This window comes from Arthrobacter sp. BE255 (assembly GCF_031457335.1).
Lineage (GTDB): Bacteria > Actinomycetota > Actinomycetes > Actinomycetales > Micrococcaceae > Arthrobacter.
Window position 1 is genome coordinate 278,573 of record NZ_JAVDWK010000004.1, and the last position, 23,623, is coordinate 302,195.

Consider the following 23,623-nt stretch of genomic DNA (forward strand, 5'->3'; position numbering starts at 1 on the left):
CATTTTACGCGCCGGGAGCCGCGTCCCCGGCGACGGGGCCGGCAGTGCCTTCCGGCCCCTTCTTCAGGAGCGTGAGGAGGCTGATGGCAAAAGTACCGACTGCAGTGGCCGCCGGCCAGAGCAGCAGCACCGGCAGGGACCGGAGCGAGAAGGCAACGCTGGCATTGACCGACGTATCAGCCGGTGCACCCCAGAACTGGGCCGCGAAAATCCCCACCTGCCACGCAAGGACGGCTCCGGCCAGGCCTCCTGCCAGGGCCAGGACCAGGTCCTCCTGCCGGGACTGCCTGGAGTTGTCGGTGATGAACACAGCCAGCAGGCAGCCGGCAAAAACGAACAGGCCGGCGAGCGTCAGGTCCCGTGGCAACCACACCTCCGGGTTGGAGCCGGTCCCCAGGGCAGGGTCCCTGGTGATCAGGTTCAGGCCGCCCGGAGCAAGCAGCCACCACAGCAGGCCGACGGGGAGGCCTGCGGCCGTTGCGGCCGCGAACCAGGCCCACTGGAGCCCGGAGGAGCGTCGCCGGATGCGTTGTGTCATGAAACAAACCTTAACAAAAGTTCAGGCCCCTCAACCGGGGGACGTGCGGGTAAACAGTTTCCTACGGATGCCGACTCCGCCATACCCTTGAAAGCAGAGGCAAGTCTCGTTCAGGGTAATCCAGGGAGTTTTTCATAGTGACCGAAGACCGCGTGCCGTTCGAGCGTACGTTTAAGGAAATGTTCCGCCGCCATGCGGCCGGCGTGGCCATCATCACTGTCAACTACCAGGGCCAGCCCTATGGCTTTACCGCGACGTCCGTGGCGTCGCTGTCTGCCCAGCCGCCGCGGTTCACGTTCAACATGGCCAGGAGTTCCAGCTCCTGGCCCGCCGTGGCAAACACCACGCACATCGGCGTGCACATGCTCGGCCTCGAAAACCAGGACCTCGCAGACCGCTTCGCCCGTACCAAGGACCGGTTCGGCGGCGACCACTGGGAGCTTGGCCCGCACGATGTCCCGGTGCTCAAGGACGTTGCCGGCTGGCTGATCGGCAAGATCCAGATGCGGCTCTCCTTCGAGAACAACGCCGTGGTGGTGGTTGAGGTCGTGGACGGCCAGGTGGGCGAGGACGGCTCGCCGCTGCTCTACCACGCCGGCGGCTACAGCCAGCCCGTCCCCCTGGACTATGAAATCTAGCTGCTAGACGTCAAGGCAGGCCGGTCCCAGCAGCACTTTGAGGTCGCCGAACAGCGAGGGGTTGGGATTCACCCGCATGTGGACGGGAAGACCCATGACCTCCACCCGTGAATCGCCGTGCAGGTGGACCCTGACCTCCGAGTTTCCCCTGTGGTTCCGCAGGACGTCCCCGAGTTCGGTGACCACCGCCTCGGTGGCTTTGTGTGTGGGCATGGAGATCTGGAGGGGCCCGTTGGTGCCCTCGCTGAGGTCCGGAACGGACAGTTCCATGCAGTTCAGCGTCACGGCGCCGTCGTCGCGCCGCTGCAGCCGGCCTTTGACCACGACGATCAGGTCCTCGGCCAGGACCGAAGCGATGGGGCCGTAAACCTGGCCGAAGAACATGACCTCCATGGAGCCGCCAAGGTCTTCGATTTCGGCACGGGCGTAGGCGTTGCCGCTGGCTTTGGCGATCCGGCGGCTCAACGAGGTGATCATGCCGGAAATTGTGATGATGGCACCGTCGTGCGGGCCGTCCTCGGCAATGATGGACGTGATGGACTGGTCCGCGTGCTGGCTCAGGACACCCTCCAGCCCCTGCAGCGGGTGGTCGGACACGTAGAGCCCCAGCATGTCCCGTTCGAAGGACAGTTTGTCCTTCTTCTCCCATTCGGGAAGTTCCGGGATTTCAATACTCAGTGAGGCCTCGGACTCGGCTTCCTCAAACCCGGCGAAGAGGTCGAACTGGCCGATCGCCTCGTTGCGCTTGAGCGTGATGACCGAATCGATGGCCTCTTCATGGATCATCACCAGGGCGCGCCGGTGGTGGTTGAGGGAGTCGAAGGCCCCTGCCTTGATCAGGGACTCGATGGTCCGCTTGTTGCAGACCACTGCGGGGACTTTCATCAGGAAGTCCTTGAACGAGGTATAGGCTCCCTCGCTCTCCCGGGCAGCCACCATGGCCTGGACCACGTTGGAACCGACGTTGCGGATGGCGCCCATGCCGAAGCGGATGTCGGTCCCCACAGGCGTGAAGTTCAGCGCGGATTCGTTGACGTCCGGCGGAAGCACCGTAATGCCCATGCGGCGGCACTCGTTGAGGTAGATGGCCGACTTGTCCTTGTCATCGCCCACCGACGTCAGCAACGCCGCCATGTACTCCGGCGCGTAGTGGGCCTTCAGGTACGCGGTCCAGTACGAAATCACCCCGTAAGCGGCCGAGTGTGCCTTGTTGAAGGCGTAGTCGGAGAACGGCAGCAGGATGTCCCAGAGGGTCTTGACCGCCTCCATGGAGTAGCCGTTGTCCTGCATGCCCTGGGAGAACCCGGCGAACTGCTTGTCCAGCTCGGATTTCTTCTTTTTGCCCATGGCGCGGCGAAGGATGTCGGCCTGGCCGAGGGAATAGCCTGCGAGCTTCTGCGCAACGGCCATAACCTGTTCCTGGTACACGATCAGGCCGTAGGTTCCGCCAAGGATTTCGGCGAGCGGTTCCTTGAGTTCCGGGTGGATCGGAATGACTTCCTGGATCCCGTTCTTGCGCAGCGCGTAGTCAGTGTGCGCGTTGGCGCCCATCGGACCCGGGCGGTAGAGGGCCAGGACTGCGGAGATGTCTTCGAAGTTGTCAGGCTTCATCAGCTTGAGCAGGGACCGCATCGGCCCGCCGTCAAGCTGGAACACGCCCAGGGTGTCGCCGCGGGCGAGCAGCTCGTAGGAGGCGACGTCGTCCAGGGCCAGGCTGTCCAGGTCCAGTTCGTGGCCGCGGTTGAGTTTGATGTTCTCCAGGGCGTCGGAAATGATCGTGAGGTTCCGCAGGCCGAGGAAGTCCATCTTGATCAGGCCCAGGCCTTCGCAGGTGGGGTAATCGAACTGCGTGATCACCTGCCCGTCCTGGATGCGCCGCATGATGGGGATGACATCGATGATGGGGTCCGACGACATGATGACGCCGGCGGCGTGCACGCCCCACTGGCGCTTCAGCCCTTCGATGCCCAGCGCTGTTTCGAAGACTTTGGCGGCCTCGGGATCCGTGCCGATCAGCTGGCGGAAGTCGCCGGCCTCGCTGTAGCGCTTGGAGTCCTTGTTCTGGATGTCCGCCAGCGGAATGTCCTTGGCCATCACGGCCGGCGGGAGCGCCTTGGTCAGCGTCTCGCCCATGCTGAACGGGTAGCCCAGCACGCGGGAGGAGTCCTTCAGCGCCTGTTTGGTCTTGATGGTGCCGTACGTGACGATCATGGCCACGCGCTCGTCGCCGTACTTGCGGGTCACATAGTCGATGACCTCGGAGCGGCGCCGGTCATCGAAGTCGACGTCGAAGTCAGGCATGGAGACGCGGTCCGGGTTGAGGAAGCGTTCGAAGATCAGGCCGTGGTGCAGCGGGTCAAGGTCGGTGATGCGCATGGCGTAGGCCACCATGGAGCCGGCACCGGAGCCACGGCCGGGTCCCACGCGGATGCCGTTGTTCTTGGCCCAGTTGATGAAGTCGGCCACCACGAGGAAGTAGCCGGGGAACCCCATGGACGTGATGACTTCGAGTTCGTAGTCGGCCTGGGTGCGGACTTTGTCCGGGACACCGCCCGGGTACCGGTAGTCCAGTCCGGTGGCCACTTCCTTGACCAGCCAGGATGTTTCGTCCTCGCCCGGCGGGCAGGGGAAACGCGGCATGTAGTTGGCCCCGGTATTGAACGAGACTTCGCAGCGCTCGGCGATCAGCAGGGTGTTGTCGCACGCGTCGGGGTGGTCCCTGAACAGCTCCCGCATCTCTTGGGGGGACTTCAGGTAGTAGCCGCTGCCCGAGAACGCGAAGCGGGAGCCGCCGTTGTCGTACGTGGGCTCCAGGAGGGTGGACCCCGACTGGATGGCCAGCAGCGCCTCGTGCGCCTTGGCGTCATGCTCGTGTGTGTAGTGCAGGTCGTTGGTGGCCACGAGGGGAAGGTTGAGGTCCTTGGCGAGCCGCAGCAGGTCCCCGGTGACCCGGCGTTCGATGTCCAGGCCGTGGTCCATCAGTTCGCAGAAGTAGTTCTCCGCCCCGAAAATGTCACGGAACTCCGAGGCTGCTTCCAGGGCTTCGCGGTACTGGCCCAGCCGCAGCCGGGTCTGGACTTCCCCTGACGGGCAGCCGGTGGTGGCGATCAGGCCTTCGGAGTAGGTGTTCAGGAGCTCGCGGTCCAGCCGTGGCCATTTGCCGAACACGGCGTCCAGGGATGCGATGGAGGAGGCCCGGAAGAGGTTGCGCATGCCTGCGTTGTTGTAGCTCAGCAGGGTCATGTGGGTGTACGAGCCACCGCCGGAGATGTCGTCCTTGCGCTGGTGTTCCTCGCCCCAGCGGACACGGCTCTTGTCCGTCCGCGCAGTGCCCGGCGTGACATAGGCCTCGACGCCGATGATCGGCTTGATGCCCTGGTCCGTGGCGCGTTTCCAGAAGTCGAAAGCGCCGAACAGGTACCCGTGGTCAGTGGTGGCCAGGGCCGGCATGCCCAGGCGTTCGGTCTCATCGAAAAGCTCCCCCAGGCGGGCGGCGCCGTCCAACATGGAGTACTCGGTGTGGTTGTGAAGATGGACGAACGAGGCATTGCTGGAAGTCACCGGACTATTCTATGCGCTCGGTCCGGGCCGGCTGCTCAGGCTTGCCCGGACTCCAGGACTTCCAGCGCAAAGGACAGGTCTTGCGGGTATTCGCTGGTAACGGTCACCCGCTCCCCCGTGACCGGGTGGTCGAAGCCGAGCTGGCGGGCGTGCAGCCACTGCCGCGTGAGGCCCAGCGTGGCGGCCAGGCGCGGGTCCGCACCGTAGGTCAGGTCCCCCGCACAGGGGTGCCGCAGTGCCGAAAAGTGCACGCGGATCTGATGCGTTCGGCCCGTCTCAAGGTGGACTTCGACGAGCGTGGCCTTGCCGAATGCTTCCAGCACTTCGTAATGCGTAATGGACGGCCGGCCGTCCTCAATCACGGCAAAGCGCCAGTCGTGTCCCGGGTGCCGCCCGATCGGCGCGTCGATGGTGCCCTCCAGCGGGTCCGGCAGGCCCTGGACCACGGCGTGGTAGACCTTGTCCACCGTGCGCTCCTTGAACGCCCTTTTCAGGGCCGTGTAGGCGCGCTCGGTCTTGGCCACGACCATCACGCCGGACGTGCCGACGTCGAGCCGGTGGACGATGCCGGCGCGTTCAGGCGAACCCGACGTCGAGATGCGGTACCCGGCTCCCGCCAGGCCGCCCACCACCGTGGGTCCGACCCAGCCCGGTGACGGGTGGGCGGCGACACCCACCGGTTTGTCGACAACAACGAAGTCGTCGTCATCCAACAGAATCTTCAGGCCTTCCACAACTTCCTCCACCACTTCGAGCGGGTCCCGCCGTTCGGGCACCGTGACGTCCAGCACGTCTCCTGCGACCAGCTTCGCGGACTTGCCCACGGCCTTGCCGCGGCTGATGACGTTGCCTTCGGCGATCAGCGTGGCCGCGAGGGAACGGGATATGCCCATGAGCTTTGCCAGCCCGGCGTCCGCGCGTGACCCGCCGAATTCGTCAGCCACCACGATGCGTTCAGGCATCGTCCGACTCTTTCTTCGGTGCGTGCTTCTCCTGTGGGGCCGCCACATGCCGGGACCCGTCCAGCGAGATCCCCCGGAGCGTCAGGATGCAGATGATGGACACCGCCGAGACCACCGCGGAATCGGCAATGTTGAAGATCGCAAAGTTGGGCAGCTGGATGAAGTCCACCACATGCCCCATCCCGAACGAGGGCTCGCGGAACAGCCGGTCCGTGAGGTTGCCCAGGGCCCCGCCCAGGAGCAGGCCGAGCGCCAGCGACCACCAGGCGGAGCCCAGCTTGCGCACCTGGAACAGGATGGCGACGGAGACCGCGGCCATGATGATGGAGAACACCCAGGTCACGTTTTCGCCGATGGAAAATGCTGCGCCCGAATTCCGGATGAAGTACCAGTGCAGCAGCGGCGGCAGGACGGGGATGCGTTCACCTTCCACCATGCTGGAGGTGACCCAGAGTTTCGTCAGCTGATCCAGCGCGTAGGCGAAAACTGCAAACGCCGCGAAAAGGGACAGCATGACCCTGCGGCGGGGGCGCCGCGGCGTGGGGGGAAGCGGGGGTGCAGCGTCAGCGGCAAGTTCGTCTGTCATGGTGCTTTCATTCGGGTACCGATGTTAATCACAAAAGCCGGCGGCCGAGGAATCCTCAGCCACCGGCTTTCAGAATACGTGCTTGACAGACTAGTTGGCTTCGACCTCGGGTGCGGCCACTGAACCACGGGCGTCAAGGTCGCGCAGCTGGCCTTCGATGTAGGCCTTCAGGCGTGAGCGGTAGTCGCGCTCGAAGCCGCGCAGCTGCTCCACCTTGCGTTCCAGCACGGACCGCTGCTGCTCCAGGGCACCCAGGATCTTGCGGGACTTCTCCTGGGCGTCGTTGACGAGGCTGCTGGCTTCGATCTGCGCCTCGGCGATGATCTTGTCCTTCTGGGACTGGCCGTCAGCGACGTGGCGGTCATGCATCTGCTGCGCCATGGCCAGCAGGCCGGCGGCGGACTCGGCAGAAACGGTGCTGCCTGCCGCCTGGGCGGGGGCGGCAGCCGGAACAGCAGCCACGGGGGCAGCCTGCTCGGCTTCCTTCTTCTTGCTTGCCTCGGCGGCCTTGGCTTCAGCCTCGGCCTTGGCACGGGAGTCATCCTTCTCGGCCTTGACGGGCGCGGGGACCTTCTCGACCACCGGTGCTGCAGCGGTGGAGCTGGCAGGAACAGCGGATCCGCCTTCGGCGAGCTTCTTGCGCAGCTCGTCATTTTCCTGGTTCAGGCGCCGGAGTTCAACGACGATTTCGTCCAGGAAGTCATCTACTTCATCCTGGTCGTAGCCTTCGCGGAACTTGGTCGGCTGAAAGCGCTTGTTGACAACGTCTTCTGGCGTCAAAGCCATCTGGTCACCTCACTGGTCTAGTTAGTCAGTGGCCTTCCGGCCGTCAAAACTACGGTACCTAAATATGGTCTGGTTCCTCTAATTCAACACCGTAGTGTCAAACCGGAGTTTCTTCGCGTTGCAAGTAACAGTTCCCCAAGGATCAGCACCTGCACAGCTAGGTCTAATCGAAATTTACGCGAAACTCCTGGTGATCCCCATCGCCACGCTGACGGCGATGAACAATATCAGGAACCCCAGGTCCAGGCTGATGCCGCCCAGCCTGAGCGGGGGGATCATCCTCCGCAGGACTTTCAGGGGCGGATCGGTGATGGAGTAGACGGCGTGGGCCACCACGAGGGCCGGCCCCCGTGGCCGCCACTCCCTGGCAAACATCTGAACCCAGTCGAACACCAGCCGCACGATGAGCGCCACAAGGAACAGTAAAAGGGCGATATAGACAAGTCCGAAAACAATTCCCATGACTTAACTCATATCTCCATCTTCATTCCGGATACCGCGGTGTCCTGCCAATGCTTCATTGTCTATTTCAGCACAGATGCCAGACAGGTCCACCTGCCTGGCATCCGCAATGAGCTTAATGGCTAGCTTTGATTGAAGAAGCTTGCCTGGGTCTCGCTGACCTTCTTGTCATCGCCGATGACCTCGATGTACGACGGCGACAGGAGGAAGACCTTGTTCGTGACACGTTCAATGCTGCCCCGGAGTCCGAACACCAGCCCTGCGGAGAAGTCCACCAGGCGCTTGGCATCGGCCTCGCCCATGTCCGTGACGTTCATGATGACCGGGATGCCGTCGCGGAAACTCTCGCCGATCAGCTTGGCGTCGTTGTAGGACCGCGGGTGGATGGTGGTGATCTGCCGGAGCCCGGTAGATTCTTCGCGGCTGGATGCCGCACGCTTGATGGGGGTCACTGGTGCGCGGTATTCCTCTTCGGGGACGTAGGACGCCTCACGGCTGACATCGCGGACGGGTGCGGGTGCACGGCGTTCCTCGCGGTCAACTTCCATGGGCTCGTCCTCATCCTTACGTGTGGTGTGGTGCTCGGACTCGTAGTGTTCATCGCCATCGGCGAGCCCAAGATAGATCATTGTCTTGCGCAGAGCGCCGGCCATGGTCGACTCCTAATCGTGTCCGTAGGCGGGCCGACCAATGATTTGACAGCACTGGAAATCCCCGCCATTCACTTCCAATGCTTTGACGCTACCCCACCGCAGGACGCGATCCGAGAATATCCGAACCGATCCGCAGGTGTGTCGCTCCGAAGCGGATGGCCACTTCGAGGTCCTGGCTCATGCCCGCCGAAATGCCGGTGGCGGCGGGATGGTCGGCGGTGAGCCGGGCAGAGATGCCGGCCAGCTTCTCGAAGGACGCTTCAGGCGGAACCCCCAGCGGCGCGACTGCCATGACACCGGCCAGGACCAGTCCGTCGGCAGTGGCCAGTTGCTCTGCGAGGGATTGGACGTCGGCGGGAGCGGCGCCGCCGCGGTGCGCACCGGCGTCGTCGTCGAGGCTGACCTGGATGAAGCATTCCAGCGCGGCCCGTCCGGACCGGTCCTGTTCGGCGGCAACGGCCCGGGCGAGCCCGTCAGCGAGCTGGGGCCGGTCCACGGAGTGGACGGCGTGGGCGTAGCGGACCACTGATTTGGCTTTTTTGCTTTGGAGCTGGCCCACAAAATGCCAGTTGAGCCCGAGCCCGTGCAGGGCCTCGGCTTTCGCCGAGGCCTCCTGGTCCCGGTTTTCACCGACGTCGGTGACGCCAAGCCCGGCGAGACGGCGGATATCCTCTGCCGGATGGAACTTCGTGACCACGATCAGTGTGGGCTCGTCCGCGCGGCCTGATGCCCTGGTGGCGGCCTCGATGCGGCTCCGGACGGCGGCGAGCCCCTTCTCCAGCTCCGCTGTGCGGGCAGCAGCCTCAGTCATGGGACCACACCAGTCCGGCAAACCGGCCGGTGTCTTTGTTCCGGCGGTAGGAGAACAGGTCCCCGTTCTCCAGGGTGCAGGGCCCGGAGTACATGATGTCCACGCCGGCCGCTTGCAGCTGGCTGCGCGCGCCGGCAGGGAGGTCGAGCCCGGGGGTTCCCCAGCTGGTGGTGGACCATGTTGCAGGGATAGCGGCCGCCACGTCCTCACGGAGCGCGGCAGGAACCTCGTAGCAGGCGCCGCAGATGGACGGACCGAGCCAAGCCTGGATGCCGCCGGCGCCCAGGGCGCGCATCTGCTCCACTGCGGCGGGGATGACGCCCGCTGCCAGGCCTGGCCGGCCGGCGTGGACAGCGGCAAGTACCGGGCCGGCGGCTCCCTGGCCGACCAGCACCGCGGGGATGCAGTCTGCCACCATGACCGCCAGCGGCACACCACAGGAAACCATGGCGTCAGACTCTGGCGTTTCACTGCCGGCTTCCATCACCGCCACGGCGGTTCCGTGCACCTGGTTCATGAACCGGAGGGACCCCGGAACCATGCCCGCGCCGCGCTCGAGTTCTTCCCGGCGCGCCCGGACGCCGTCGGGGCTGTCCCCCACGTGCAGTGCCAGGTTGCCGGCGCGTGTGTCCGTGAACGCCACGGACACACCGGGCAGGACTTCAGCCTTCCAAAGGAACAAGCCGGGCCCTACTTCAGGAAGTCGGGGACATCCAGGTCATCGGAGCGGCTGCCGGACAGGTCCGGCTCCACTACCGAAGGGAGGTCGACGTCGAAGCCGGAGTCCGCGGGGACAGCTGACGGGCGCTGCTGGCCCCAGTTGCTCAGGCCGGATGCGGCGACGCCGGCGTGGACCGGCTGCACGTTCATCTGGTGGCTTCCGCCCGACGGGGCCTGGGCCGGTGCCGGTGCGGGGGCGGCGGGGCGCTGGGGGGCCACCTGCGGCTGGGACTGGTCCATGGAGGGCGAGGTTGCCTTCACGTCGTCGAAGCCTGCCGCGATGACCGTCACGCGGGCCTCGTCGCCGAGGGCGTCGTCGATGACTGCACCGAAGATGATGTTCGCCTCGGGGTGGGCCACCTCCTGGACCAGGCGGGCGGCTTCGTTGATCTCGAAGAGCCCGAGGTCGGAGCCGCCCTGGATGGACAGCAGGACGCCGTGGGCTCCGTCGATGGAAGCCTCAAGCAGCGGCGAAGCGATGGCCAGCTCGGCAGCCTTGACGGCTCGGTCCTCGCCACGGGCCGAACCGATGCCCATCAGCGCTGAGCCCGCGCCCTGCATGACCGACTTCACGTCGGCGAAGTCGAGGTTGATCAGGCCGGGGGTGGTGATGAGGTCAGTGATGCCCTGGACACCGGACAGCAGGACCTGGTCAGCGGAACGGAAAGCGTCCAGGACGGAGACGTTGCGGTCGCTGATGGACAGGAGGCGGTCGTTGGGGATGACGATCAGCGTGTCGACTTCGTCGCGGAGGGCGTCAATGCCGGCCTCGGCGGAGCCGGCGCGGCGGCGGCCTTCGAACGTGAACGGGCGGGTGACAACGCCGATGGTGAGCGCGCCAAGGGAGCGCGCGATGCGGGCCACGACGGGAGCGCCGCCGGTACCTGTTCCGCCGCCTTCGCCGGCGGTCACGAAGACCATGTCCGCGCCGCGGATGACCTCTTCGATTTCGTCAGCGTGGTCCTCTGCAGCCTGCTTGCCCACCTCGGGGTTGGCGCCTGCACCGAGACCGCGTGTCAGCTCCCGTCCGACGTCAAGTTTGACGTCGGCGTCGCTCATCAGCAGGGCCTGGGCATCGGTGTTGATTGCGATGAATTCGACACCGCGAAGACCGACTTCGATCATGCGGTTGACTGCGTTCACGCCACCGCCGCCGATGCCGACGACCTTGATGACGGCCAAGTAATTCTGCGGAGCTGCCACGTTACGTGTCCCTTGTTCGTGTCCTATTGCGAAAACTTTTGGAGTCGGGCTTGAAGCTTTGAACCTTAACCTTCGAGTTGAAGGTTATAGTTATGTCAAGTAACTCATGTCTGTGACGGTATTTCCTATGGTTCGCACATTCAATAACCGGGGCCGCGTGTCGTGCGAATACCGGGAAATAAAGAGGTTCAGCGCGTCACGGGATGCCTGGGCACACTGACGTCGTAGACGCGTACGGGGTTCTTGGGATCGGCGGGCACCTTCAGCAGGGCCTGCAGCACCTTGGCCTTCAGCTCCCTTTCGGAGGCATTCCCCCATACGATGGTCTGCCCGTCGACCAGCTTGAGTTCAACGGCGTCCACCGACTGGGCGGAGGCATTTGACAGCTTGGCCAGGACGTCGGCGGGAAGGGCACCCAACACCGCCGCAGTGGCCTGGAACAGGTCCTTGCCGATCGTGCCCGCGCCGCCGTCGATGACCGGCAGTGACACGGACTCCGGGTCGGCCGTGGCGGCCAGCTGGACGCCGTCGACGTCCACCAGCTGATACTGCTCCCCCTGTTTGACCAAGGCCACGGGGACGCGTTCCCTGACGTTAACCACCAGTCCTGACGGCGGCCTGGCCTGCGTGGTGACGGATTTGATCTGGACCAGTGGTTCCAGGAGCCGGTCCACCTCGTCGTCGCTGACCTGGGGCAGCGGCTTGCCTTTCAGCGGTTCCAGGGCGGCCTGCACCTGGTCCGGGGTCAGGAGGCTCGTGCCGGACACGGAAATCGTGCCGACGGCGAGAAGCGGCGAAAAAACGGCGGCCGCGAGAATCCCGACTATCAAGGCTGCCGCGGTGCACACCGTGATCAGGATGTTCCGCTTGAGCCGCCTTCCCCGGGGCTCCGGGAAAGCGAGGACGTTGGCACCGGCGGCGGCGCCCGGGGGCAGCTTGTCCGTGGACTTTTTTTCTTTCCGGCGTGACGCCCACGACTGCGCGGCTTTGGACCTGTCGCCCTTGGACCCGGTGTCTTTGGCCCGTTTGCCCCGCGTCGGGTCCGGATCCGGCGCAGGAGCGCTCTTGGAGGCGGAGATGACCTCCGGCTGCGCGGCCTGTGCCGGCGCGCGGTTCCCTGGCAGGCCGCCGGATCCGCTTCCGGATGCGCTGCTCCCCCGCTGGGTGCGTCCCGGCGACGTGTAGGTGGGGCGCCGGGCACTAGCCACGCAGTGCCTGCACGATCTTCGGCCCGAACGCCGTCACGTCGCCGGCCCCCGCGGTCAGGATAATGTCGCCCGGACGTGCGGCGGCGACCAGTTCGGCCACTGCCGCGTCTCCGTCCACGAGGCGCCCGCCGGAACCCAGGTGGTCGGCGATCAGCTGGCTGGTGACGCCGGGGATCGGATCTTCGCGGGCCGGGTAGATGTCCAGGACCAGGGCGGTGTCCGCCAGGTCCAGGGCTTCCGCGAAGTCCCGGGCAAACTCCCGGGTCCGGGAGAAGAGGTGCGGCTGGAAGAGGACGTGGACCTGGTGGTCACCGGCGACGGACCGGGCTGCCGACAGGGCGGCACGTACTTCCGTGGGGTGGTGGGCGTAGTCGTCGAAGACACGGACACCGCCGGCCTCCCCCTTCAGCTCAAAGCGCCGTGACGCGCCGGAGAAGCCGGCCAGCGCGGCGGCGGCTGCACGCGCGTCCACCTTCAGTTCCAGGGCGACGGCGAAGGCGGCGGCGGCGTTCAGGGCGTTGTGCCGGCCGGGGACCTGCAGTTCGAGAGCGAACCGGCCGTCAGCGGTGGAAATGGAGACGTCGCCGGGGCCGCCGTCGTGCAGCACCACATCCGCGTCCGCGGACGTCCCGTACAGGACCACCCGGGTGTTGCCGCGCGCCTGGGTGCGCCGGGCAAGGGCCAGGGCGCCGGCGTCGTCGGCGCAGGCCACGAGGACACCGTCGGCGGGCAGCAGGGCGGTGAACCGGTCGAAGGAGGCGTAAACGGCTTCAGCGGTTCCGTAGTGGTCCAGGTGGTCCGGCTCCACGTTGGTGACCACGGCAATCCGGGGCCGGTAGTTCAGGAACGAGCCGTCCGATTCGTCGGCTTCGGCCACAAAAATCCCGGAGGCGCCGTGTGCGGCGTTGACGCCGAGGGCCGGAACGTTGGCGCCGATGGCAAACGAGGGCTCCAGGCCCGCGCCCTGCAGCAGCACGGTGACCATCGACGTCGTGGTGGACTTCCCGTGCGTTCCCGCAACGGTCACCACCACGTCATCGCCCATGGTGGCTGCCAGGGCCTCGGAACGGTGCAGGACCGGCAAGCCGGCCTCCCGGGCTGCCACGAGTTCAGGGTTGTCTGCGCGGATGGCCGAGCCGGCCACCACCGTTTGGGCGTCGCCCAGGTTGGCAGCGTCATATCCGACGGCGACCCTGGCACCCGCCGCCTGCAGGTCTGCCATGACGGGCAGGTCCTTTGCGTCTGAGCCGCTGACTGCCACCCCGCGGGCAACCATGATCCGGGCGACCGCGGACATGCCGACGCCGCCGATTCCGATGAAGTGGACGCGGCCCAGGGATTCCTGGCTGTGGATGTTGGCGGGGGTCATGCGGATACCGCTTCCAGGACAAGACCAGCCATGCGCTGGTCGGCGTTTCTGATTCCAAGGCGCCGGGAGTTGGCTGCCATGGCGGCCAGCCGGGACGGGTCGGTCACGAGCGGAATGAGCTTCTCCCGGACCCACTGCGCGGAGAAGTCCCGGTCCTGGACGAGGAGCGCCCCGTCCGCCCGCACCAGCCCGGCGGCGTTGAGTGCCTGTTCGCCGTTGCCGATGGGCAGCGGGACGAAGACAGCCGGTACGCCCACGGCGGCCACTTCGCAGACCGTCGCGGCGCCGGACCTCGCCAGCAGCAGGTCCGCGGCCGCGTAGGCCAGCTCCATGCCGTCGATGTACTCCACCTGCCGGTAGCCGGGTGCTGTGAGCTTCTTGCCCTTGGCGTCGAGCAGGGTCTTCCCTCGTCCGGTGATGTGGAGTGTCTGGACGCCGGCGGCGGCCAGGTCCCGCACGGCGGCTTCCACCGTGCGGTTGATGCTCAGGGCGCCGGAGGATCCGCCCGTGACGATCAGCGTGGGCCGGTCAGGGTCCAATCCCAGCGCTTCGCGGGCACCCGCCTGGGCGGCGGACCGTTCCAGCCCGGAAATTTCAGTGCGCATGGGCATTCCGACGTGGCGGGCGTGCCGGAGCGGCGTGGTGTCGAAGGCGACGGCCACATATTTGGTCAGCATCGCGCCAACACGGTTGGCGAGGCCGGGCCGCGCGTTGGCCTCGTGGATCACAATGGGGATCCGCCGCCGCCGGGCGGCCAGGTACATGGGGGTGCACACGTACCCGCCAACGCCCACCAGCACGTCTGCGCCGTGTTCGTCCAGGATCCGGCCGGCCTGCCGCACGGCCCCGGCAAGGCGGCCGGGGAGCCGGACCAGGTCCATGGACGGTTTGCGCGGCAGCGGCACGCGGTCGATTGTGGCAAGGTCCAGTCCGGCGGCCGGCACCAGGCGGGTCTCCATGCCGGCCGGTGTCCCGACGGCAAGGAGGCTGACCTCGGGCGCGGCGGCCCGGATGGCGGCGGCGATGGCAAGCAGCGGGCTGATGTGGCCGGCCGTTCCGCCGCCGGCGAGGACGATGGAGAGGTTCTGGGAAGTCATCTGGTGCTAGGTACGCTTTCTGGCGGTTTTCTTCGGGCCGGTGGATCCGCGGGAAGGCCTGTTTCCAAACTTCAGCATCCGCTTGGGCCTGATTGATGGGGGCATCTGTTCCCGGGCGAGGGACAGCACAACACCGACGGCGCACAGCGATATCATGAGCGCCGAGCCGCCGTAGGAGATGAAGGGCAGGGGGACACCGATCACGGGCATCAGGCCGGTGACCACTGACATGTTGACGGTGGCCTGGCCGAGGAGCCAGACCATGATGGTGCCCGCCAGGACGCGGTGGAACATGTCCTCCTGCGCCACCACAACGCGGTAGATCGCCGCACCCAGGATGGCGAACAGGATCAGGACGACGACGGTGCCCACCAGGCCCAGTTCCTCACCGATGATGGCGAAGATGAAGTCGTTGTGGGCTTCGGGGATCCAGCTGTACTTCTGCCGGCTTTGGCCAAGGCCGACGCCGAACCAGCCGCCGGATGCCAAGCCGTAGATCCCGTTCGTGGCCTGGTAGTTCGCATCGATGCCGTCGGCACAGGACTGCCCCGTCCACCACGACGTGATGCGGCACATGCGGTTGGAGCTGGTGACTGCCATGGCTGCGGTTCCCGCAGCGCCGATCAGCGCGGCGAAGCCGAACAGGTACAGCGGCACGCCTGCGAAAAAGAGCGCGGCCGCGGTGACCATCATGATGATGATCGCCGTGCCCAGGTCGTTCCCCAGCACAACGAGGCCGATGACGAGGCCGGCTACGGGAATCGCCGGGATCAGTGCGTGCTGCCACCGGCGCAGCAGCTTGCCTTTCCTGGCCAGGACGGTGGCCATCCAAAGCGCCAGGGCGAGTTTCGACGCCTCGGACGGCTGGAAGGTGATGCCGCCGATGTCGATCCAGTTCTTGTTGCCGTTGACTTCATCGCCGATGACCTGGACCAGTGCCAGGAGCACCAGGGCGATGCCCAGGCCGAGCCAGGCCAGGCGCTTGAGCCAGACGACGTTGATACGCGACAGGACGAACATGGTGAAGATGCCGATAGCGGCAAACATGCCTTGCTTGAGGGCGTCCCCGTAGGGGGATTTCCCTGCCGCGATGGATTCCACGCTGGAGGCCGAGAGGACCATCATGATCCCGATGGCGGTCAGTGCGAGGGTGGAGCCCAGGATGAGGTAGTAGGTGGAGCCGTTCCGCGAGGTCCCGGTGCCTTCCAGTGCCGACCAGAAGCGGCGGTACCCGTTACGGATCCGGGCGGGCAAGGAAGGCCGCCGGGAGGCCGCCTTTGCGGTGTTCCCCGGGCGCGGCTTTGCAGCCGGCGGCCGGGTGGGCGTGCTGACCATTGTTACTCCTCGCCGGTCTGGGCCTGCCCTTCCACCAGCTCGCGGACAGCTTTGATAAAGGCATCGCCACGGTGAGCGTAGGAAGAGAACTGATCCATGGATGCAGCTGCCGGAGCCATCAGGACGGTGTCTCCCGACGCGGCCAGCTCCGCCGCTGACGCAACAGCCCGGGACATCACGGCTTCCCCGGAGTCCGGGGAGCTGCCTGCGACGGCACCGTCCTGCGCGGCAGTCTGCATGTTTTCAGTGTCGCCCGCGGGTGCTCCGATCACCGGGACATCCGGTGCGTGTCGTTTGAGGGCCTGGGCCAGGGCCCCCGTGTCCGTGCCGATCAGGACCACGGCTTTGAGCCGTGCGGCGTGGTCGCGTACGAGGTCGTCGTAGCTGACGCCCTTGGAAAGGCCGCCGGCGATCCAGACCACGTTCTCGAATGTGGCCAGCGACGCCGAGGCTGCGTGCGGGTTGGTGGCTTTGGAGTCGTTGACCCACAGCACGCCGTTCTGCCGGGCAACCGGCTGGATCCGGTGGTTGCCGGGGACGTAGTCCCGGATGCCCTGCCGGATAGCTTTGGGGTCGACGCCGTAGGCCCGCACCAGGGCCGCTGCCGCCAGGGCGTTGGCCACCATGTGGCGCGGGGCGAATTCGCCGAGGTCGGCCATGGAGGCGAGCTCCGCCGCACTGTCCTTGCGCTCGGCGATGAACGCGCGGTCCACCAGCAGACCCTCCACTACCCCGAGCATGCTGATGGCAGGGGTGAGGGTGGTGAAGCCTATGGCCCGGCAGCCTTCCGTGACGTCCGCGTTTTCCACCATGCGCTCGGTTTCGATCTGCTCCGCGTTGTAGATGCACGCCTTCTGGGTGCGTTCGTAGACTTTGGCTTTGTCCGCGAGGTAGGAGGTGTACGAGCCGTGCCAGTCAACGTGGTCTTCGGCAACGTTGAGGCAGACGCTTGCCACCGGTGACAGGGATTCTGCCCAGTGCAGCTGGAAGCTGGACAGCTCCACCGCGAAGGCGTCGTACTCCACGGGATCGCGCAGGGCGTCCAGGATGGGAGTCCCGACGTTTCCGACGGCGATGGCCTTCAGCCCCGCGGCCTGCAGCATCGCTTCGGTCAGCCCTACAGTGGTGGTTTTGCCGTTGGTTCCGGTGATGGTCAGCCAGTCAGCGGTCTTGTGGCCTTCGCGGACACGCAGGCGCCAGGCGAGTTCGACGTCGCCCCAGACCGGGATGTGGGCACGCGCGGCCGATGCCAGGAGGGCCTGGTCGGGGCGCCAGCCCGGCGACGTCACGATGAGTTCCGGCAGGGATCCGTCGATTTTCGGGATCCTGGTGACCGCTTCCTCGCCAAGCAGAACGTCTGCGGCGCCGACGATCCTGAGGGTGTCCGCCTGGGCTTTGGCGGTCTCGGACGTGGCGGCGTCAACCACCACAACGCGGGCGCCCAGTTCGATGAGGGTGTCGGCGGCGGCGAATCCGGACACGCCGATGCCGGTCACCACAACGCGCAGCCCGGCCCAGTCCGAGTCCCAGCTGACGAGGTCCTGAAGGCGGGAGGAAACGGTCACAGGAGCACAACCCATTCAGCGTAGAAGATACCCAGGCCAACGGCCACGAAGAGCCCGCCAAGAATCCAGAACCGGACCACGACGGTGACCTCGGCCCACCCCTTGAGCTCGAAGTGGTGCTGCAGTGGTGCCATTTTGAAGAAGCGTTTACCGCGGGTGGCTTTGAAGTAGCCGACCTGGATGATGACGGACAAAGTGATGAGGACAAACAGGCCGCCGATGATGCCCAGCAGCAGTTCGGTCCTGGACAGGATGGCGAAGCCGGCAATCGCGCCGCCGATGGCCAGGGATCCGGTGTCACCCATGAAGATTTTGGCCGGCGAAGTATTCCACCAGAGGAATCCAACGAGGGCGGCACTCATGATTGCGGCCAGGAGGGCGAGATCGAGCGGGTCGCGGACCGAGTAGCAGCCGCTGCCGGCCTCCCGCGGGGAGCCGCAGGCCTGGTTGCTCTGCCAGATGCCCATCAGGGTGTAGGCGCCGAACACCATAACCGCGGCGCCGGCGGCCAGGCCGTCCAGGCCGTCCGTGAGGTTCACGCCGTTTGTTGCGGCGGTCACAATCAGGTTGGACCACACAACGAACAGGATGGCGCCAAGGACGGTTCCGCCGAAGGCGAGGTCCAGCCAGGGAAGGTCCCGGACCAGGGAGATTTTGGTGGAGGCCGGTGTGACACCGTCCGCGTCCGGAAAGTTCAGGGCCAGCACGGCGAACGCGATGCCCACGGCGCCCTGGCCGATGAGCTTGGCCTTGGCGTCCAGCCCCAGGCTTCGCTGTCTGGAGATTTTGATGAAATCGTCCAGGAAGCCAACCAGTCCCATGCCCACCATAAGGAACAGCAGGATCAGGGCGGATGCCGAGGGGCCCGCGGACGCCGGATTCAGCATCCACATGATGAGGTGCGTCAGCCCGTAACTCAGCAGGACGGAGCCAACCACCACGGTTCCGCCCATGGTGGGCGTGCCGCGCTTGGTGTGGTGGGAGGTCGGTCCGTCATCCCGGATGAACTGGCCGTAGCTCTTCCGGACCAGGAGCCGGATAAAGAGCGGGGTTCCCACCAGGGCGCACAACAGGGCCAGGCCAGCGCCGATCAATAGTGCAATCACAGCTGCTCGCTCCCTTCAGTGGCAGGTACCGGGGTTTGTGGGGGTAATGCTATCCGATCGCCTAAATGGCGCAGTCCCACGCTGTTGGAGGACTTAAACAGCACGAGGTCGCCGGGTTCAAGTTCGGCGTTCAGCAGTTCGTAGGCCTCATCGACCGTTTCGGCAAAGCTGCATTCATCGCCCCAGGAACCTTCCTGGACGGCGGAAACGTAAAGTGGCCGGGCCGCCCGGCCAACAACCACCAGGCGGGAGATGTTGAGCCGCACAACCTGCGTGCCCACGGCGGTGTGTTCGCGGATGGATTCGGGTCCGAGTTCCAGCATGGCGCCGAGGACTGCCCAGGTGCGGCGGCCCCGGCCCAGGTCGGCGAGGGTACGCAGGGCGGCCCGCATGGATTCGGGGTTGGCGTTGTAGGCATCGTTGATGACGGTGACGCCGTCGGCCCGCTCGGTGCGCTCCATGCGCCACCGGCTGGCAGCCGCCTGCGTGCTCAGTGAGTCCGCGATGTCGTGGCCCGGGACCCCCGCGGCATTCGCGGCCGCAGCTGCGGCCAGAAGGTTGCCCACGTGGTGCGCGCCGATCAGTTTGCTGCTGACGTGCAGGTCCGGCTCGCCGGAGGGCAGGGTGAGGTCGAATTCGGGGTTTCCTGCGGAGTTGGTGTCCGGGTTGACTGCCTGGACGGCGGCGCCGGCGCGGCGTTCGGCGGAGTACCCCAGCACCTCGGCCTGCGTACGGCCTCGCATGGCGGCGACGCGGTCGTCGTCGAGGTTGATGATGGCGGTCCCGGTGGCGGACAGTCCTTCGAGCAGTTCGCCTTTGGCGCGTGCGATGTTTTCGACTCCGCCGAACTCGCCGGCGTGGGCCGTGCCAACACCGAGGACCACGCCGATGTCCGGCTTGACCATGTCGGCGAGGTAACGGATGTGTCCGATGCCTGTCGCTCCCATTTCAATGACCAGGAAGCGTGTGGTGCCGTCCGCGCGGAAGACGGTCAGCGGAACGCCGATCTCGCCGTTATAGGAGCCCTGCGGCGCGACGGTGTTTCCCTGGCCTGCGAGGATACCGGCGAGCAGGTCCTTGGTGGTGGTCTTGCCGGCAGAGCCGGTGATGCCTACAACCGTGAATTCCTCACCGCCGGCCTGGCGGGCAGCACGGATGCGGCGCACGGCCTCAGCGGCGAGGGCGCCCATGGCCAGGACGGCGTCGGCGACAAGCACCGCGGGGTAGCGTGCTCCGTCCGGGCCGGCAACCGGCCGCTCCACCAGGGCCAGCGTTGAGCCGTTCCCGAATGCGGTGGCCACGAAGTCGTGGCCGTCAGCGTGCTCCCCCGGTTTCGCGACATAGAGGGACCCGGGCGTGGCTTCGCGCGAATCCGTGACCACCGACAGAGGGGTGATCCCGGGATCGGCGTCCAGGCGGCCGTTTGTGATTTCGGCGATTTCCGCCGCAGTAAATGCAATCATCTCGGTCTAGGACTCTATCCGGTCGTCTTGGAGAACGGTGAATCCCCTGGCTGTCAAGGCGTTCCTCAGTTCCACCCTGTCGTCGAGGGCAACGTTGACGCCCTTCACTTCCTGCCAGACCTCGTGTCCGCGCCCGGCCACGAGGATGGTGTCCTGCGGCCCGGCGAGTTCCACGGCCTGCCGGATGGCGGCGTCGCGCGGGAAGATTTCGAGGATGCGGCACCCAAGCGAAGCCTGTTTCTTCGCCTCCAGGGCCCCGGCCAGCACGTCAGCGCGGATCGCCGCCGCGTCCTCATCGTGGGGGTCGTCGTCGGTCACAATGACGGTGTCGGCGAGGGTGGCCGCGATGGCGCCCATTGCCGGGCGCTTCCCCTGGTCCCGTTGACCTGTGGCACCGAAGACAACAATCAGGCTGGACCCGGGCTGCGGGGACCGCACGGCTTCCAGGGCCCGCGCCAGGGCGTCGGTGTTGTGGGCAAAATCAACAACCGCGGCCGGCGACTCGGAGACCAGCTGCATGCGGCCCGGAACTGCGACGGTGAACGGGTCGTGTTCATCCAGGGCGGCCTGGACTGCCGCCAAGTCCACGCCGCTGGCCAGGACCATGACGGAAGCCAGGGCCGCGTTGGCCACGTTGAAGCTGCCCGGGAGGCCGGTGTGGACGTTCAGGGCCGAACCGCCAGGACCGGTGAGGGTGAAGTCCGTGCCCAATCCGCGGGGCGTCGCCGACCCGACCGTCCAGTCTGCGGGAGACCCGGCGGGTGTGGCCGCGAGCGTAGTGACCGGGATCTCCGTTGTGGAGGCAAGCTGACGGCCCCAGGAATCGTCGACAGTGACCACTGCATGGCGGGCGCGCGGGGGCGTGAAGAGCTCGGCCTTGGTCTGGAAGTAGCCGTCCATGGTTCCGTGCAGGTCCAGGTGGTCCTGCGTGAGGTTGGTGAACCCTGCAACGTCGAAAACCACCCCGTCCACGCGCTGGAATGACACGGCGTGTGAAGAGACTTCCATGGACGCGGCGTCCAGTCCCCGCTCCCGCATCAGTGCCAGCAGGGCGTGGACATCCGGTGACTCCGGAGTGGTCAGCAGGCTGGGAATGGGATCTCCGCCGGCCTTGATTTCAATGGTCCCGATCAGCCCTGCCTTCAGGCCCAGGGCACGCAGCAGGGCATTAATGAAGTAGGTGGTGGTTGTCTTGCCGTTGGTGCCCGTGACGCCGAACAGCGTCGGCTTTCCGCCGGCCGGAGGCTGGCTGCCGTAGATCATGGCTGACAGCGGCCCCACCACGTTCCGCGGGCTGTCGACCACCAGTACGGGAACGGGCGTGTCGGCAGACAGCGCGAGAAGGCGTGCGCCGGCGTCGTCCGTCAGCACGGCCGCCGCCCCGGCGTCGATTGCCTGCGCCACAAAGTCCGCGCCGTGCCGCGTTGCCCCGGGAAGGGCGACGTAGAGGTCGCCCGGCTCAACGGTGCGTGAGTTCAGGGAGATCCCGGTGATGCTGACCGATGCCGACTGGCCGGGAACGGACACGCCAACGGATTCGCCGATGCTGTCCAGGCGCACCGCGGAAACGGACGTGGGCCTGAACTGCGACGCGGCGGATCCCCCGGCCGGAACAGTATTGCTGCCGGGGGCATTGTGATCTGACAAGAGGGTCTCCGATAGTGCTAGTGGATCATGCCCGCGGGACGTGCTGGGCCAGCGGGCGCTGCTGGGCGTGCGGCCGTGCTACTTGGCGTATTGCGGCAGCCGTGCCGGTTCACCGGTGGACGGCTGGACGTTGTAGGTCCGCAGCGCCTGGCTCATGACTGACCGGAAGACCGGCCCTTGGGTAATGCCGTAGATGCTCCCCTTCGGCCGCTGCAGTACCACCTCAACAATAAACCGCGGATCGTCCATCGGCGCCATGCCGACGATGGACGCGGTGTACCCGCAGAATCCTGACTTGCCGTCGTCGCACGGCGATTCCGAGGTGCCAGTCTTGGCGCCGACCCGGTATCCGTCAATGGCTGCGTCCTTGATCTGCCCCTCGGTCACGGCGCTTTCGAGGATGTCCTGGACCTGCTGTGCGGTGTTGTTGGAGACCACTTGCCGGGGCGGCTGCTGGGCTGCCTTTTCTTCGGATCCGTCCGGTGAGAGGTACGAATCGATGAGGCGCGGCTGGAGCATAACGCCGTTGTTGGCGATGGTTTGGAAGGCGCGCACCGTCTGGAGCGTTGACTGGGATACACCTTGGCCGAAGAGGACGGTGTACTCCTGCCGGCCGTCCCACTGGTCCGCCGGCGTAAGGATGCCCGAGGAGGTGGAGGGCAGGCCGATGTCCGGCGCTTCCCCGATGCCGAACTTCTGCAGCCAGTCGTGCCGTTGTTCCTTGCTGAGCCGCTGGCCCGCCATGACCGTTCCCGTGTTCATGGACCAGCCAAGGATGCCGGCGAGGGTCCGCTCCTCGGTGCCGTGGGCAAACGAGTCGCTGAAGGTCTGGCCATCCACGGTGTATGACGGCGGGAGGGTGAACGTGTCCAGCGGACTGGATTTGCCTTCCTCAATCAGCGCCGCAGCAGTGATCATCTTCTCCACGGACCCTGGCTCGTAGGCGGCGGTCACGGAGCGGACGCCGCGGTCCTTCGCTGCCACGAGGCCCGGGTTGTTGGGGTCGGGGGAATTGGTGTCGGCCATGGCGATGAGGTTGCCGGTCTTGGCGTCCATCACAATGATGATGCCCCACTCGGCGCCCAGTTTGTCCGACTGGCTCTGAATGGCCTGCTGGGCGAAGTACTGGAGGTCGGAGTTGAGCGTGAGCTTGACGTCCTTGCCGTCCTCCGGTGGCGTGAGTTCGTCCAGGCCGACCGGAATCCTGAGGCCGTCGGCGCCGATTTCGAAGAGCCGCTTGCCGTCTTTGCCTTTCAGCAGCTCATCCTGCGTTTGTTCGATTCCGGCCTGGCCTGTGTACCCGTCCTGGAGGAAGCCAACAATGCCGCCGGCCACCGAACCGTTGGGGTAGACGCGCTTGCTCACGCCTTCCGTGACGATTCCGGGGATCTGCATCTTGGAAATCCGGTCCTCAACGTCAGGCTTCAGGTCCTTGGCCACGATGTAGTAGCGGGATTCTCCGGTGACGGCATTGCGGACGTCATCCTTGTCCATTCCGAGTGCCCCTGCCAGCTCGGAAATCCCCTGGTCGCGGGAAACATCAACGAGTTTTTCCTTGCCGTCCACGGTTTCGAGGCGCTTGAAGGTTTCCGTTTTGGTATTGACGGTCTGGTCCACCACCACGTTGTACCGGATAACGCTGTTCGCAAGGACGGTGCCGTCCGCGTCCAGAATGCTCCCACGCTCGGCCGGCAGGACAGTCTGGGTCATCCGCTTGTTCAGGGCCGCTTCGGCCATGCCGCCAACATCCAGCCCCTGGACCAGGAACAGCTTGCCGCCCACCACCAGGAGCAGGGTGAGCATGATGCCCAGGCCGAGGCGCAGCCGTCTTGTGGCGTTGGGCACCTTGCCGTTCTTCGACTTGCCGGTCCTCTGCGCCACCCTGGATTCCTTGCTGTTTGCTGTGTTGCCTG

General features: G+C 66.0%; 20 protein-coding genes. 1 reads left to right on the forward strand and 19 read right to left on the reverse strand.

The window, feature by feature from the left end; genetic code table 11:
* Positions 1–4 precede the first annotated feature (4 nt).
* Entirely contained in the window at positions 5–538 is a 534-nt protein-coding gene (locus J2X42_RS10010; RefSeq protein WP_310164683.1) for a hypothetical protein, read from the reverse strand.
* A 179-nt stretch (positions 539–717) separates the two neighbouring features.
* On the opposite strand from J2X42_RS10010, the gene J2X42_RS10015 reads away from it, so the two are divergent.
* Positions 718–1,176 carry a flavin reductase family protein gene (locus J2X42_RS10015; RefSeq protein ID WP_396134060.1) on the forward strand — a complete coding sequence of 153 codons (459 nt, stop codon included), beginning with the start codon at positions 718–720 and terminating at the stop codon, positions 1,174–1,176.
* A 3-nt stretch (positions 1,177–1,179) separates the two neighbouring features.
* On the opposite strand, the gene dnaE is transcribed toward J2X42_RS10015, so the two are convergent.
* The 18 genes from dnaE to J2X42_RS10105 form a co-directional block, all read right to left on the reverse strand.
* Positions 1,180–4,737 (reverse strand): DNA polymerase III subunit alpha, encoded by a 3,558-nt coding sequence (gene dnaE, locus J2X42_RS10020; protein ID WP_310164687.1) that lies wholly within the window; start codon positions 4,735–4,737, stop codon positions 1,180–1,182.
* Between the two features lie 35 nt (positions 4,738–4,772).
* Positions 4,773–5,699 carry an RluA family pseudouridine synthase gene (locus J2X42_RS10025; RefSeq protein ID WP_310164689.1) on the reverse strand — a complete coding sequence of 309 codons (927 nt, stop codon included), beginning with the start codon at positions 5,697–5,699 and terminating at the stop codon, positions 4,773–4,775.
* Positions 5,692–6,285, reverse strand: coding sequence for a signal peptidase II (lspA, locus tag J2X42_RS10030; protein ID WP_310164691.1), 594 nt, complete (start codon positions 6,283–6,285; stop codon positions 5,692–5,694). The genes J2X42_RS10025 and lspA overlap by 8 nt, the downstream gene beginning before the upstream one ends.
* 90 nt (positions 6,286–6,375) lie before the next feature.
* Positions 6,376–7,071, reverse strand: coding sequence for a DivIVA domain-containing protein (locus tag J2X42_RS10035; protein ID WP_310164693.1), 696 nt, complete (start codon positions 7,069–7,071; stop codon positions 6,376–6,378).
* A 174-nt stretch (positions 7,072–7,245) separates the two neighbouring features.
* The gene (locus tag J2X42_RS10040) at positions 7,246–7,533 is read right to left on the reverse strand and encodes a YggT family protein (RefSeq protein ID WP_310164695.1); all 288 of its coding nucleotides are present in this window, start codon (positions 7,531–7,533) and stop codon (positions 7,246–7,248) included.
* Between the two features lie 122 nt (positions 7,534–7,655).
* The gene (locus J2X42_RS10045; RefSeq protein WP_310164697.1) at positions 7,656–8,186 is read right to left on the reverse strand and encodes a cell division protein SepF; all 531 of its coding nucleotides are present in this window, start codon (positions 8,184–8,186) and stop codon (positions 7,656–7,658) included.
* A gap of 88 nt (positions 8,187–8,274) precedes the next feature.
* Entirely contained in the window at positions 8,275–8,997 is a 723-nt protein-coding gene (locus J2X42_RS10050; RefSeq protein ID WP_310164699.1) for a YggS family pyridoxal phosphate-dependent enzyme, read from the reverse strand.
* Entirely contained in the window at positions 8,990–9,679 is a 690-nt protein-coding gene (locus J2X42_RS10055; RefSeq protein ID WP_310164701.1) for a polyphenol oxidase family protein, read from the reverse strand. The genes J2X42_RS10050 and J2X42_RS10055 overlap by 8 nt, the downstream gene beginning before the upstream one ends.
* Positions 9,680–9,687: 8 nt before the next feature.
* Positions 9,688–10,920 carry a cell division protein FtsZ gene (ftsZ, locus tag J2X42_RS10060; protein WP_310164703.1) on the reverse strand — a complete coding sequence of 411 codons (1,233 nt, stop codon included), beginning with the start codon at positions 10,918–10,920 and terminating at the stop codon, positions 9,688–9,690.
* Between the two features lie 188 nt (positions 10,921–11,108).
* Positions 11,109–12,128 carry a cell division protein FtsQ/DivIB gene (locus J2X42_RS10065; protein WP_310164704.1) on the reverse strand — a complete coding sequence of 340 codons (1,020 nt, stop codon included), beginning with the start codon at positions 12,126–12,128 and terminating at the stop codon, positions 11,109–11,111.
* Positions 12,121–13,497: a UDP-N-acetylmuramate--L-alanine ligase gene (gene murC, locus J2X42_RS10070; RefSeq protein WP_310164705.1), complete on the reverse strand. Its 1,377-nt coding sequence runs from the start codon at positions 13,495–13,497 to the stop codon at positions 12,121–12,123. The genes J2X42_RS10065 and murC overlap by 8 nt, the downstream gene beginning before the upstream one ends.
* Positions 13,494–14,594 carry an undecaprenyldiphospho-muramoylpentapeptide beta-N-acetylglucosaminyltransferase gene (gene murG / locus J2X42_RS10075; protein ID WP_310164707.1) on the reverse strand — a complete coding sequence of 367 codons (1,101 nt, stop codon included), beginning with the start codon at positions 14,592–14,594 and terminating at the stop codon, positions 13,494–13,496. Before murG ends, murC begins: the two co-directional genes overlap by 4 nt.
* A 6-nt stretch (positions 14,595–14,600) precedes the next feature.
* Positions 14,601–15,929 carry a putative lipid II flippase FtsW gene (gene ftsW / locus J2X42_RS10080; RefSeq protein ID WP_310164708.1) on the reverse strand — a complete coding sequence of 443 codons (1,329 nt, stop codon included), beginning with the start codon at positions 15,927–15,929 and terminating at the stop codon, positions 14,601–14,603.
* 2 nt (positions 15,930–15,931) lie between these two features.
* A complete protein-coding gene (murD, locus tag J2X42_RS10085; RefSeq protein ID WP_310164709.1) occupies positions 15,932–17,509 on the reverse strand; it encodes a UDP-N-acetylmuramoyl-L-alanine--D-glutamate ligase in 1,578 nt (525 codons plus the stop codon).
* On the reverse strand, positions 17,491–18,600 hold the full coding sequence (gene mraY, locus J2X42_RS10090) for a phospho-N-acetylmuramoyl-pentapeptide-transferase (RefSeq protein ID WP_131134981.1): 1,110 nt from the start codon (positions 18,598–18,600) through the stop codon (positions 17,491–17,493). The genes murD and mraY overlap by 19 nt, the downstream gene beginning before the upstream one ends.
* Positions 18,597–20,063: a UDP-N-acetylmuramoyl-tripeptide--D-alanyl-D-alanine ligase gene (gene murF / locus J2X42_RS10095; RefSeq protein ID WP_310164713.1), complete on the reverse strand. Its 1,467-nt coding sequence runs from the start codon at positions 20,061–20,063 to the stop codon at positions 18,597–18,599. The genes mraY and murF overlap by 4 nt, the downstream gene beginning before the upstream one ends.
* A gap of 6 nt (positions 20,064–20,069) precedes the next feature.
* Positions 20,070–21,710, reverse strand: coding sequence for a UDP-N-acetylmuramoyl-L-alanyl-D-glutamate--2,6-diaminopimelate ligase (locus tag J2X42_RS10100; protein ID WP_310164714.1), 1,641 nt, complete (start codon positions 21,708–21,710; stop codon positions 20,070–20,072).
* A 78-nt stretch (positions 21,711–21,788) separates the two neighbouring features.
* Positions 21,789–23,591: a penicillin-binding protein 2 gene (locus J2X42_RS10105; protein WP_310164715.1), complete on the reverse strand. Its 1,803-nt coding sequence runs from the start codon at positions 23,589–23,591 to the stop codon at positions 21,789–21,791.
* Positions 23,592–23,623 lie beyond the last annotated feature (32 nt).